Raw genomic sequence first — 12,736 nt, 5'->3', positions numbered from 1 at the left:
TTATACTAAAAATTTGAGTTTAACTAACTCTTTTTTTAAACTATATATGATTATTTATTTCCCAATACAAAAATTAGCAAAAATATTACCAAGTAGTTCATCATTAGATACTTGACCTGTAATTTCACCCAAATGGTACAAAGCATCTTTTAAGTCTATAGCTAGTAAATCTCCAGATATACCACCATCCATACCAAGTTGTACTCTTTCTATACCTTCTAAAGATTTTAACAGAGCATCAAAATGCCTAGTATTGGTAACAATAGTTTCGTTATTACGTAACGCGCCTGTATTTACAAACTCTAAAAGCTTATTTTTTAAGGTTTCTACGCCATCGCCTGTTTTGGCAGATATAAATAGAGTAGAAGGTATTTCGGCCTCTATAGTTTCTATTTGCTTAGGTGTGTATAAATCTTTTTTATTAGTAATTACTACAAGTGTTTTTAAAGGAAACTGATTTTTTATTCGCTCAATTTCTATTTTAATACTTTCTAAGTTTTCAATAGCAGGTGTAAGCGGACTTAAATACAATACCACTTGAGCTTGTTCTATTTTTTCAAATGTTTTTTTAATACCAATACTTTCTACAACATCTGCAGTTTCTCGTATACCAGCCGTATCTATAAATCTAAAACCAATACCACCAATAGCTATTTCGTCTTCTATAGTATCTCTTGTTGTACCAGCAATATCACTTACAATAGCTCGGTCTTCATTTAAAAAAGCATTTAATAAGGTAGATTTACCCACGTTTGGTTCGCCTACAATGGCAACCGGAATTCCGTTTTTAAGTACGTTACCAACAGCAAAAGAATCTATTAATCGTTTTAAAACTTCTTGTATTCTAGACAATAGCGTTATAAACTGCGTGCGATCTGCAAACTCTACATCTTCCTCTGCAAAGTCTAACTCTAGCTCTATTAAAGAGGCAAAATTTAAAAGTTCTTCTCGCAGTTTTTTAATTTCTGATGAAAATCCGCCTCGCATTTGCTGCATTGCAATTTGGTGACTAGCCTCATTGTCAGACGCTATTAAATCTGCAACGGCTTCAGCCTGACTCAAATCTAACTTACCGTTTAAAAAGGCACGTAGCGTAAATTCACCAGCATCTGCCATGCGGCAACCATTGCGTAAAAACAACTGTATAATTTGTTGTTGTATGTATTGTGATCCGTGACAAGATATTTCTATAACATTTTCACCTGTATACGAGTTAGGACCTTTAAATAAAGACACCAAAACTTCATCATACACCTTTGTATCATCTACAATATGACCCAAATGTATGGTATGCGTTTTTTGCTTGGTTAAATCTTTGTTACGTACAGACTTAAATTTAGCGTTAGCCAAAGTAATTGCGTCTGGCCCAGAAAGCCTAATAACTGCTATGGCACCAGCGCCAGAAGGTGTTGCTAATGCAACTATGGTATCTTGTGAAAACATAAATGCAAAAATACAAATTATTAAAGTTGATGAGTATTCATTTTTCATTAAATAAATACAGTGCCTAACATGATAACGTAAGTTGTAACTTGTTAAATAAATGGTGAATCGGTAAAAAAGCAACTATGCATCATAACAAAAAGTTAAATCTCATATAGTTAAGATGTGTAATTATATTTTTGTTAACAACTAACAAAAACCTAACAAACTCAAAAATCTAAAAAATGATTAAAAAAATGGCCTTGTTGCTATTGTTTGCCGTATGTACTACGGTAACATTTGCACAAGAAGAAACTAGCAATGTGCCAACACCTAACTATAGGCAAGCGGCAAAATTTTCACCAGATAATTTAAGAAAAATTGTACATTCTACAACCGTTCGTCCAAACTGGTTAAAAAAAGGAAATCGTTTTTGGTACCAGTATAAAACTACAGAAGGTGCTAATTTTTATTTAGTTGATGCCGATCGTGGTACTAAAACCAAATTATTTGATAATGCTAAAATGGCAAAATGGCTTACTTTAATTACTAAAGATCCATACGATGCTAAACATTTACCACGCTTAAATTTTAAGTTTGTTAAAAATGAAACTGCAATACGTTTTAGAGTAACATCTAAAGAAAAAGTAGATGTAGTAGAGGATAAAAAAGATGATAAAAAGAATGATACCATTTCTAAAGACTCTACTAAAGCTAAAGACCCTAAAAAAGCTCCTAAAAAAGAAAACAAAGTTTATTATTTAGAATATAAGTTAGGTGGTAATGGCTTAACTATTATAAATAATAAAAAGGAAGACGAAAACAGAAAACGTTGGGCTAATATTTCTCCAGATAGTACAGTTGTATTATTCTCTAAGCAAAACAATTTGTATTGGATGGATAAAGCTAATTATTTAAAAGCTGTTAAAGACGAAAAAGATACTACAATTGTAGAACACCAATGGACCAAAGATGGTGTAGAAAACTATAGTTACGGTGGTGGTTCTTGGGGAGAAAACAATGAAACTAAAGAGGAGAAAAAAGACGACAGAAAAGGTATTAGAGGATATTGGTCTCACGATTCTAAAAAGTTTGTGTATCAACGATCTGATTCTAGAGATTTAAAAGATTTGTGGGTTATAAATTCGGTTGCCAAAAAAAGACCAACTTTAGAAACTTATAAATACCATATGCCTGGAGAAAAAGAGTTCTCTAAACCAGAAATTTTGGTTTTTGATATACCTTCTAAAGAAATGCTAACAGTAAAGTTAGACACTACAATACAACAGAGCATTGATATTTACAATGCACCTACTAAAAAAATGAATTATAGTGATGATTTTAGACCAACGTTATTGCTTTCAAAAAAAGGAAAAATTTATTTTAGTAGCACCAGCAGAGATCGTAAAAAAGTAACTATTAACGTTGCAGATATTAATACAGGTGATGTTAAAACACTTATTAAAGAAGAACTTAATACTTATGTAGAGGCTAAAGACATTGTTTTATTTAATAATGAACAAGAAATAATTCAGTGGTCAGAGAGAGACGGTTGGGCACATTTTTATTTGTATGATGCAAACGGAAATTTAAAAAACCAGATTACAAGTGGTAGCTACCATTCTAACAGTTTTGTAGGTGTTAATGAAAAAGAGCGCACATTATACTTTACGGCAAATGGTGTTACACCAGACCAAGACCCATATTATGAGCACTTATTTAAGATTAATTTAAATGGTACAGGATTAAAAAATCTTAATAAAGGAGATTTTACTACAAACACTAGTATGTCAGATTCTAACCAATTTTTTGTTAGTAACTACTCTAGAGTAAATACTGTACCTAAATCTGAACTTAGATCTAGCAACGGTAGGGTTGTTTTAAAGTTAGAAGAGGCAGATTTGTCTGCGCTAATGGCAACGGGGTACAAATTTCCAGAACCGTTTAAAGTAAAGGCAGATGATGGTATTACAGATCTTTATGGAGTTATGTATAAGCCATTTAATTTTGATGAAACTAAAAGTTACCCACTTATAGAGTATGTGTATCCAGGACCACAAACAGAAGCTGTTAACAAAGCTTTTTCTGTATCTATGAACAGATTAGATAGGCTAGCGCAAGTTGGTTTTGTTGTGGTTAGTTTAGGTAACAGAGGTGGCCACCCAAACAGGTCTAAATGGTACCATAATTACGGTTATGGCAATTTAAGAGATTATGGTTTAGCAGATAAAAAATATGTTGCAGAGCAATTGGCAGACCAACATTCTTATATAGATATCTCTAAAGTAGGAATCTTTGGGCACTCTGGAGGCGGATTTATGTCTACAGCAGCAATGTTAGTTTATCCAGACTTTTTTAAAGTAGCGGTTTCTTCTGCAGGTAATCATGATAACTCTATGTATAACAGTTGGTGGAGTGAAACGCACCACGGTGTAGAAGAGGTTAAAGATGCAAAAGGTGTAGTTAGTTATAAATATGATATTGATAAAAACCAGACTTTAGCATCAAACTTAAAAGGAAAATTAATGTTAGTAACTGGTGATGTAGATAATAATGTACACCCAGGAGCTACAATTAGAATGGCAAATGCATTAATTAAAGCAAATAAGAGATTTGATTTTATGATGATGCCTGGTCAAAGACACGGTTTTGGTAGTATGACGGAGTATTTCTTTTGGCTAAAAGCAGATTATTTTAGCAAACACTTTTTAGGTGTAGAAGCTACAAATGTAGATATGTTAGAAATGAATAGAGCTAAACCAAAGCACTAATTATATAAAAGCATAATAGTTTATTTAAGCGCCTGTATTGTAATAAATACAGGCGTTTTTTTGTTTTTAGGGTGATGAGTAATTTTAAATTAAAATAAAATTTTAAGATTTTAATGTAACATTTTAAATAATTATGCTACTGATATAGTATAACATCAAAATCAATCAAAAAATGGAAATCATCAATCAACACAAAACAACAACAAGGTCTGATAACGGATTATTAGCAGTTACACATTTAACACAACTATTACACTACTGCACAGGAGTAGGGGGCTTTATAGTTCCTTTGGTTCTTTGGTTAACAACAAAAGACACTGTAGATGGTATGAACGAGCACGGGAAGTCTATAGTAAACTTTCAGCTAAGCTTACTTTTATATATTGTAATTAGCGTGCCAGGTATATTGTTATTTGGTTTAGGACTTTTAGGATTTTTATTTGTAGGTATTATTGGTTTTATAATGCCAATAGTAAATGCAGTTAGAGCCGCAAATGGAGAGTCGCCAAGTAAATTTATGACCATTCCTTTTATTTCATAACAAATTAATAATAAACACTTTATATAATCTATCTCTAAATTTATCTTTAGAGGTAGATTTTTTTTGTTTTTATATCAAATTTATGTTCTAATTTTGCACATCACACATTAACTATAATATAAACTATGAAAAAGATTGTATTAGCAGCAATGCTATTGAGTTTTAGTGCAACAAGTTTAGTAGCACAAGAGACAGAAACAGAAAAAGTAGAAAAAACTGAAAACACAGAAACTACTAAAACTACAGAGGAGGCTTTAAAAGCAGAAGAGGCTGCAAAATTAGCAGCAGTTGCAAAAGCAGAAGAAGCCGCTAAATTGGCTGAGAAAGCTGCAAAACAAGCAGAAAAAGAACAAAAGGCTGCGGATAAAAAAGCGAAGAAAGAAGCAAAAGAAATTAAAGCGAAAGAAAAAGAGGCTAAAAAAGCAGCAAAGCTTAAAAGTTCTATAGCAAAGCAAAACAAGAACATTTCTAAAGTAGAAAGAAAAATTGCTAAGTTAGAGAACAAACTATCTCAGGATACGGCGGCTGGTAAATTATCTCCTGTAGCTATAGAAAAGCTAAAATCTTCTATAGCAAAGCAAAAGCTTAAATTGGTAAAAGAAAATGTAAAGCTTAATAAATTAGAACGTAAACAATAGTTTAGTTTTAATTTTATGAATAAAAAAAGAGGACATTACGTCCTCTTTTTTGGTTTTTTATGTTGGGTATTTTAGTTTATGCGTTGTTAAGCATAACTGGCATTACAAGCATAGTTACGTGCTCACCTTCATCTACACCATCAATAGGCGTTAAAATACCTGCTCTGTTTGGTAAACTCATTTCTAAAGAAACATCATCAGAACTTAAATTACCAAGCATTTCTACTAAAAATCTAGAGTTAAACCCTATTTGCATATCGTCTCCTTGGTAAGAACATGTTAAACGTTCTTCTGCTTTGTTACTGTAATCTATATCTTCTGCAGATATGTTTAATTCTGCACCAGCTACTTTTAAACGTATTTGGTGTGTAGTTTTGTTAGAGAATATAGAAACACGCCTAACAGAGCTTAAAAGCTGTGTTCTAGAGATGCTTAATACATTTGGATTCTCTTTTGGTATTACCGCTTCATAGTTAGGGTATTTACCATCAATTAATCTACAAATTAGTTCTGTTTTATCAAAAGTAAACTTAGCGTTACTTTCGTTATACTCTATAGTAACATCATTTTCACTACCACCAAGTATACCTTTTAACAATGTTAAAGGCTTTTTAGGCATAATAAATTCTGCTACTTGGCTAGCTGTAACATCTGTACGTTGGTATTTTACAAGTTTATGAGCATCTGTTGCCACAAACGTTAGATTCTCTGGAGAAAACTGAAAAAATACACCACTCATTACTGGTCTTAAATCATCATTACCAGCAGCAAAAATTGTTTTGTTAATTGCAGTAGCTAAAATATCACCTAAAATAGTTGTAGTACTTGGGTTAGATAATTCTACAGCATTAGGAAATTCTGCACCATCTACATACGCTAAAGCATATTTACCGTGGTTACTACTAATTTCTACTGTATTGTTTTCCTCTACAACAAATGTTAATGGTTGCTCTGGAAAAGTTTTAAGAGTTTCTAATAATAATTTTGCAGGTAAAGCAATTGTACCTTCATTATCAGAATCTACTTCTAGAACAGAACTCATTGTAGTTTCTAAATCTGAAGCCGAAACAGTAAGACTGTTTTGCTTTAATTCAAACAAAAAATTATCTAAAATTGGCAATGTGTTACTGTTATTGATAACACCGCCTAAAACTTGTAATTGCTTTAACAAATAAGTACTAGATACTATAAATTTCATCAGCTATATAATTTTCTTCATTTATGGTTAGGCTCTCAAATGCCTTAAAGTCTTCTTAAAAATCTTAAAAAATCCTTGAAACAAAGATATTTTAATTGTCCTTTTAACGAAAACAAACTTATTAACACTTATTTACCGTATTTCTGCTTTCTGTAATAATTAAATATAAAACCAAATAGTAGCGTTAAAACCACTGGTAATGCTATGTTTATAAGTTGCCACTTGGTTTTTTGTGCCACTATTTTTTCTTTATCAAGGAACGGAATTGCAACTTTTTTTGTTCGGATGTTTATAAGTCCGCTATCATCTAACAGGTAATTTACGCTATTCACCATAAAATCTTTATTCCCGTAAGCGTTGTTTGTCCATTTATCATAACCAAGTTGTAAAGGCTTTCCTTTGCTTATTTGGTTTTTTATAACATCACCATCTGCAATAACCAACATTTTATTTTCTGCACCAACTTCTTTGCTGTTTTTTAAAGAAAAAGGTTTTACGCGGTTGTTGTATACAGATTTAAATTTACCTTCTACCAAAACAGCTAAAGGTTTATTTCCGTTGTTATATTCTTCTTTATTAGGAGCCTTATTAACCAAATCTAAGCTAATAATATTTGGTGTACCTACCACTGTAGATAATGGAGAACTGTAATATAAAATATCCTTTTTATATTCGTTATTATCTAAAACATCTATAGAATTTGCAAATTGAAAACGCAATGCTTCTAAATTGTTGTTTATAGGATGATCGTTTCTAGAAAAAACCATTGGGTTAAATGGCCAAGGTACAGGATTGTATTGAGAGTTGTTACCGTCTCCTTGTGCTAAAACAATTTGTGTAGCGTATATATCTTTAACTAAAACAGGGTTTATGCGTAAGCCGTATTTAAAGAAAAAATCTTTTAAATTTAAGTCTTTAGGAAAAGCTAAAGATTGCCCTTCTTGGTTAAATAAACTATCTAACTCCATACTTACATTATCTATAAGCCACATAGATTTACCACCATTTATAATGTACTGGTCTAGCAAGTATTTTTCTTTATCTGTAAAAGGCTCTGTAGGTTTAGCTATTAAAGCAAGATCATACTCTTGCAATTGCTCTAAGGTTTTTTGAGGATTACTAGCAACAGAATCCAATGTAAAAGCACCAATATTATAGTATTCTTTAATGGTAGACAGGTAATCTGCTAAATAAATATCTTTTAACTCACCATTACCTTTAATAACAGCTATTCTCTTTTTTTCTTTAATACTTAATTTACTAAAAGCATCTGCAAAAGAATACTCTAAATGCTGTATAGAGTTAGTAACACGGTCTTCTGTAGTTGCGCCTAGTTTATTTTTAAGCAAGGCAACTTTTACCGTTTTATTATTGTAGTTAACCATTGCCCAAGGAAAAACAAATTCCTGAGATACTTTACCATTTTCTTCTACAGTAACATTAGCAGGCGTTAATCCTAATTTTTGCATTTCTGCAATTGCATTTTCAGACGACCCTGTGGTTTCTAAAGGATTAATAAAGTTGAATTTTATATTGCTATTTTCTGCTTTAAATTCTTCTAATATTTGTTTGGTTTCGGACTGTAATTTTACAAATTCGCCTGGCATTTCGCCTTCTAAAAGAACATCTATAATAACAGGGTTTGTAAAATCTTGTACAGTTTCTAATGCAGCATTAGATAATGTGTATCTACTATCTTCTGTAACATCTATTCTTGTATATATAAAGTTTGATGCTATGTTTAATACAACTAAAGCAATAAAACCAATGGCTACGGAGGTAAAAGTCTTTTTCATTACTGGTTTAAGTTTTTAAGTTGAATAACTGTTAAAAACAAGAAAAACACTGTTAAGCTAATAAAGTAAATTAAGTCTCTTGTATCTATAACACCACGTGCAATACTCTCAAAATGTGCTTTCATTCCTAATGAGGCTATAGCAACAGATGTGCTACCGTCTGTAAACAATGTGCTAATACCTTGAAAACCGTAAAAGCAGGCAAAACAAAGAATTAAAGCCAGTAAAAATGCAACTATTTGATTTTGAGAAAGGGTAGAAGCAAAAATTCCAATAGCTGTGTAACTAGCCATTAAAAATAAAAGTCCAAAATAAGAACCAAACACAACTCCCATATCTATATTGCCAATTGTTTGCCCAAGTTGAGACAAAGAGTACACATATAAAAAGGTAGGTATTATAGCAATTATAACTAAGGTAAGCGTACCTAAAAATTTGCCTAAAACCGTTTGCCATAAAGAAATTGGTTTTATAAAAAGTAACTCTAAAGTTCCTGTTTTTCGTTCCTCAGAAAAGCTTTTCATTGTAATAGCAGGTATTAAAAATAAAAATATCCAAGGCACTAAAAAAAAGAAGTTACTAAGGTCTGCAAAACCGTAATCAAAAATATTATATTCTCCTTTAAAGACCCATAAAAACAGGCCGCTAAATATTAAAAACAAGCCAATGACCATATAGCCAATTGGCGACGTAAAAAACGATTGTATTTCTCGTTTGTAAATGGCGTACATCTAATTAATTTAAAGTTTCATTTTTATTTACAGTCCAAGCCTCTGGCTTAGCAGCAAATAATATTTTAGTTTTTGCCCAAACACCAGTAAATAAATCTGAGTGTCTGTAGACATCTAAAGCATTTTCATTATCCCAGTAACTATAAGTAAAAAATATAGTTGGGTTATTTTTATCTTGGTATAATTCTAAAAAATTACAACCATCAAAATTTCTAATTAAATGCTTAGACTCATTAAATATGTTTTCAAAGCTAACAATATTTTCAGTTTTAAACGTCAATTTTACAATGCGTACTATCATTTATAAAAAATTAATGGTTATTGTGTCTCTATAATCTAACCCTAATAGGGTAGATACACCACCAACTGTAGTTAAATTACTTTTATAAATAGCAAGTTCTAAAAATTGAGATGAATTGAACAAAGCTAACAAGTCACCAGGACCATTACGTCTATTTTTTTCAACCTCATAATTAATAATATCGCTATACTTATTATGTATTGTTTTTAAAACCTTGCCACGTACTCTAACCTCATAATCTCTACCGTTTTTATAAGCGTCAAATAAGTTTTTCTGAATATTACTTACCACATTGCCATAGTTATCTATATAAACAATGTTGCCTATAATAGTTTTGCCACCGTCTATAAGTTGTGGTACAAAATCTTTAAAAGTTTTTAAATTATCAAACGGTTTGCCAACAACTTCCATTTTTCCGCCACGTGCCAAGTGGCAAGCAGCTTTTACAAACACATCATAAGTTGGGAAAGACCCATCTTTAGTGTCTGGTATATTAATAGAAACTATTTTTTCTGGTTTAACTTCAGAAGTTATTAAACAAACAACACCGTTGTTTGCACTAATAAAATAATGTCCGTCTACGTAAGTAATTATATGCTCGTTTTCTCTTGTTAACTCGGCATCTACGCCAACAATATGTACTGTTCCTTTTGGGAACGTTTTATAAGAGTTTTTAAGAATATAGGCACATTCCTGTATGTTAAATGGGTTTATACTATGAGAAATATCAACAATGGTAGCATTTTCAACCTCGCTGAAGATTGCTCCTTTAAGTGCGCCAACAAAATGGTCTTTGTATCCAAAATCAGTAGTTAGTGTTAGTATTGTCATTTATGACTGTTGATATGTTTTTTACCGTGGTGCAGTGATTTTGATTAAATTTGTTATACAAAATTACATAAAAAAATAGCCAACTAAAATTTATATTTACGTCCTAACCTTTTAATACATTTTTTCATTTGAACGAAATCATAATTGAACTCACAGAAATAAGTCCCAGAGAATTTTTTGGGCATCAAAATGCGCATATAGATTTATTGAAAAAATACTTTCCTAAACTGAAGATTGTTGCTCGTGGTAGTAAAATTAAAGCCTACGGAGATGATGAGCATTTAGAAGAATTTGATAAGCGTTTAGCAATGCTTATGACACATTTTGCTAAGTATAATAAAATAGACGAAAATGTTATAGAAAGAGTCTTTACTAGCAATAGTCAAGACGACTATGCTACAAAGGTAAGTAGTGGAGACGTTTTGGTACACGGAGTTAGCGGTAGGCTAATAAAAGCACAAACCGCCAACCAGCGTAAACTGGTGGAAGCTGCTAAAAACCACGATATGGTTTTTGCTATAGGACCAGCTGGTACAGGTAAAACTTATACTGGTGTAGCATTGGCTGTTAAAGCGCTAAAAGAAAAACAAGTAAGGCGTATTATTTTAACAAGACCAGCAGTAGAAGCAGGGGAGAACCTAGGTTTTTTACCAGGAGATTTAAAAGAAAAGCTAGATCCTTATATGCAACCTTTATATGATGCTTTGCGTGATATGATACCTGCAGAAAAATTAGCACATTACATAGAAAATGGCACCATACAAATTGCTCCTATGGCTTTTATGCGTGGTAGAACATTAGATAATGCCTTTGTTATTTTAGATGAAGCACAGAATACAACACACGCCCAAATGAAAATGTTTTTAACACGTATGGGTAAAAATGCAAAGTTTTTATTAACAGGAGACCCAGGGCAGATAGATTTGCCACGTAGGGTAATTTCTGGATTAAAAGAAGCTTTACTAGTGCTGGGCAATGTAGAAGGTATAAAAATTATTTACCTTGATGATAAAGACGTTGTAAGGCATAAATTGGTTAAAAAAGTTATAGAAGCATACAAAAATATAGAGCATCAAAATTAAAATGTACTAATGAATACAATTACAGATACCAATTTTAGATTTCCTAAACAAGTAGACGTTTATAAGGGTAAGGTTAGAGAAGTATATCGTTTAGAGGATGATATTATGGTAATGGTAGCAACAGATAGGCTTTCTGCTTTTGACGTAGTTATGCCAAAAGGAATACCGTACAAAGGGCAAATTCTAAACCAGATTGCCACAAAAATGATGAATGATACAGCAGGTATTGTTCCTAACTGGTTGCTACAAACACCAGACGCTAACGTTGCTATTGGTCACGCTTGCGAGCCTTTTAAGGTAGAAATGGTAATACGTGGGTATATGTCTGGGCACGCAGCTCGCGAGTATAAAGCTGGTAAACGTATGCTTTGTGGTGTTGCAATGGCAGATGGCTTAAAGGAGAACGATAAATTTCCTACACCAATTATTACGCCAGCAACTAAAGCAGAAATGGGAGACCATGATGAAGATATTTCTAGGGAAGATATTATTAAGCGCGGTATAGTATCTGAGGAAGATTACAAACAGCTTGAAGAGTATACGTTTGCTTTGTTTAAAAGAGGTACAGAGATAGCAGCTAAACGCGGTTTAATTTTGGTAGATACCAAATATGAGTTTGGAAAAACTAAGGATGGTAAAATTGTATTAATTGATGAAATACATACGCCAGATTCCTCTCGTTACTTTTATGCAGATGGCTATGCAGAACGCCAAGAAAAAGGAGAGGCACAAAAACAATTATCTAAGGAGTTTGTACGTCAATGGTTAATTAGTAATAATTTTCAAGGATTAGAGGGACAAACACTACCAGAAATGACAGATGAATATATAGCATCTGTATCTGAGAGATATATAGAATTATATGAGAATATTACAGGTGAAACATTTGTAAAGGCAGATATAACAGATATACAAAACCGTATAGAAACTAATGTTTTAGCTTGTTTAAAAACATTATAGTACTGTAAAATATTAAAAAAAAGACCGCTATTTTATAGCGGTCTTTTTTATTTTTATACTTCTAAATTTTCTATAATAGATTTTAATTGACCAGGTTTAATAGGCTTAATAATATATCCATTAATTTCAGATACATTATTAGCACGTTCTATATCTACAGGGTCAACAGACGAAGAAACCATATAAACAGTAATTTTTTTATCTAGTTTAGGTTTAAATTTTGCATATTCTTCCATAAACTGAAAACCGTCCATAATTGGCATATTGTTGTCTAGGAAGATTACATCTGGTAATTCATAATTATTTTCAAGATTGTCTAGCATAAAATCTTTTGCTTCTTCTCCATCAGAAAAAACCATAATTTTTTTTGCTAAGCCTAAGGCTTTTATTGTTTTTACTATTGTAAATTGATAGATGTCATCATCATCAATAATACAGATGTTAAAATGGTTTTTCATAATTATT

12 protein-coding genes are annotated in these 12,736 nt (G+C 31.8%); 5 read left to right on the top strand and 7 right to left on the bottom strand.

Features of this window, described 5'->3' with window-relative positions:
- Positions 1-54: 54 nt before the first annotated feature.
- Entirely contained in the window at positions 55-1,443 is a 1,389-nt protein-coding gene (mnmE, locus tag Q4487_RS04055; RefSeq protein ID WP_303541918.1) for a tRNA uridine-5-carboxymethylaminomethyl(34) synthesis GTPase MnmE, read from the bottom strand.
- 224 nt (positions 1,444-1,667) lie between these two features.
- On the opposite strand from mnmE, the gene Q4487_RS04050 reads away from it, so the two are divergent.
- The 3 genes from Q4487_RS04050 to Q4487_RS04040 all read left to right on the top strand — a co-directional run bounded on the left by Q4487_RS04050 (position 1,668) and on the right by Q4487_RS04040 (position 5,372).
- Positions 1,668-4,193, top strand: coding sequence for a DPP IV N-terminal domain-containing protein (locus Q4487_RS04050; protein ID WP_303541535.1), 2,526 nt, complete (start codon positions 1,668-1,670; stop codon positions 4,191-4,193).
- A 172-nt stretch (positions 4,194-4,365) separates the two neighbouring features.
- A complete protein-coding gene (locus tag Q4487_RS04045; RefSeq protein ID WP_100895699.1) occupies positions 4,366-4,734 on the top strand; it encodes a DUF4870 domain-containing protein in 369 nt (122 codons plus the stop codon).
- A 125-nt stretch (positions 4,735-4,859) separates the two neighbouring features.
- On the top strand, positions 4,860-5,372 hold the full coding sequence (locus Q4487_RS04040; protein ID WP_303541537.1) for a hypothetical protein: 513 nt from the start codon (positions 4,860-4,862) through the stop codon (positions 5,370-5,372).
- A gap of 76 nt (positions 5,373-5,448) precedes the next feature.
- Here the strand turns inward: Q4487_RS04040 and dnaN are convergent, their stop codons facing one another.
- From dnaN to Q4487_RS04015, 5 genes are all read right to left on the bottom strand, one after another.
- On the bottom strand, positions 5,449-6,570 hold the full coding sequence (gene dnaN, locus Q4487_RS04035) for a DNA polymerase III subunit beta (protein WP_100895701.1): 1,122 nt from the start codon (positions 6,568-6,570) through the stop codon (positions 5,449-5,451).
- 128 nt (positions 6,571-6,698) lie between these two features.
- The gene (gldG, locus tag Q4487_RS04030; protein ID WP_303541540.1) at positions 6,699-8,366 is read right to left on the bottom strand and encodes a gliding motility-associated ABC transporter substrate-binding protein GldG; all 1,668 of its coding nucleotides are present in this window, start codon (positions 8,364-8,366) and stop codon (positions 6,699-6,701) included.
- On the bottom strand, positions 8,366-9,097 hold the full coding sequence (gene gldF, locus Q4487_RS04025; protein WP_303541542.1) for a gliding motility-associated ABC transporter permease subunit GldF: 732 nt from the start codon (positions 9,095-9,097) through the stop codon (positions 8,366-8,368). Before gldF ends, gldG begins: the two co-directional genes overlap by 1 nt.
- Before the next feature lie 4 nt (positions 9,098-9,101).
- Positions 9,102-9,398, bottom strand: a complete 297-nt coding sequence (locus tag Q4487_RS04020) for a putative quinol monooxygenase (protein ID WP_100895704.1) — start codon at positions 9,396-9,398, stop codon at positions 9,102-9,104.
- Entirely contained in the window at positions 9,399-10,229 is an 831-nt protein-coding gene (locus tag Q4487_RS04015) for an S-adenosyl-l-methionine hydroxide adenosyltransferase family protein (protein WP_303541546.1), read from the bottom strand. It lies immediately after the preceding gene.
- Between the two features lie 128 nt (positions 10,230-10,357).
- On the opposite strand from Q4487_RS04015, the gene Q4487_RS04010 reads away from it, so the two are divergent.
- Both Q4487_RS04010 and Q4487_RS04005 read left to right on the top strand, forming a co-directional pair.
- Positions 10,358-11,311, top strand: a complete 954-nt coding sequence (locus Q4487_RS04010; protein ID WP_100895706.1) for a PhoH family protein — start codon at positions 10,358-10,360, stop codon at positions 11,309-11,311.
- Positions 11,312-11,320: 9 nt separating this feature from the next.
- Entirely contained in the window at positions 11,321-12,271 is a 951-nt protein-coding gene (locus Q4487_RS04005; protein WP_303541548.1) for a phosphoribosylaminoimidazolesuccinocarboxamide synthase, read from the top strand.
- Positions 12,272-12,324: 53 nt separating this feature from the next.
- On the opposite strand, the gene Q4487_RS04000 is transcribed toward Q4487_RS04005, so the two are convergent.
- Positions 12,325-12,729 carry a response regulator gene (locus tag Q4487_RS04000; RefSeq protein WP_100895708.1) on the bottom strand — a complete coding sequence of 135 codons (405 nt, stop codon included), beginning with the start codon at positions 12,727-12,729 and terminating at the stop codon, positions 12,325-12,327.
- Positions 12,730-12,736: the final 7 nt, after the last annotated feature.

Source organism: Cellulophaga sp. 3_MG-2023, from assembly GCF_030546975.1.
Lineage (GTDB): Bacteria > Bacteroidota > Bacteroidia > Flavobacteriales > Flavobacteriaceae > Cellulophaga.
This window is presented reverse-complemented; position numbering and strand designations above follow the sequence as displayed.

Bases quoted from the DNA above. Each gene is read 5' to 3' on its own strand.
- Q4487_RS04045 (WP_100895699.1), top strand. From the start codon at position 4,366: ATGGAAATCATCAATCAACACAAAACAACAACAAGGTCTGATAACGGA.
- Q4487_RS04005 (WP_303541548.1), top strand. From the start codon at position 11,321: ATGAATACAATTACAGATACCAATTTTAGATTTCCTAAACAAGTAGAC.
- gldG (WP_303541540.1), bottom strand. From the start codon at position 8,366: ATGAAAAAGACTTTTACCTCCGTAGCCATTGGTTTTATTGCTTTAGTT.
- Q4487_RS04040 (WP_303541537.1), top strand. From the start codon at position 4,860: ATGAAAAAGATTGTATTAGCAGCAATGCTATTGAGTTTTAGTGCAACA.
- Q4487_RS04000 (WP_100895708.1), bottom strand. From the start codon at position 12,729: ATGAAAAACCATTTTAACATCTGTATTATTGATGATGATGACATCTAT.
- gldF (WP_303541542.1), bottom strand. From the start codon at position 9,097: ATGTACGCCATTTACAAACGAGAAATACAATCGTTTTTTACGTCGCCA.
- Q4487_RS04050 (WP_303541535.1), top strand. From the start codon at position 1,668: ATGATTAAAAAAATGGCCTTGTTGCTATTGTTTGCCGTATGTACTACG.
- mnmE (WP_303541918.1), bottom strand. From the start codon at position 1,443: ATGTTTTCACAAGATACCATAGTTGCATTAGCAACACCTTCTGGCGCT.
- Q4487_RS04015 (WP_303541546.1), bottom strand. From the start codon at position 10,229: ATGACAATACTAACACTAACTACTGATTTTGGATACAAAGACCATTTT.
- dnaN (WP_100895701.1), bottom strand. From the start codon at position 6,570: ATGAAATTTATAGTATCTAGTACTTATTTGTTAAAGCAATTACAAGTT.
- Q4487_RS04020 (WP_100895704.1), bottom strand. From the start codon at position 9,398: ATGATAGTACGCATTGTAAAATTGACGTTTAAAACTGAAAATATTGTT.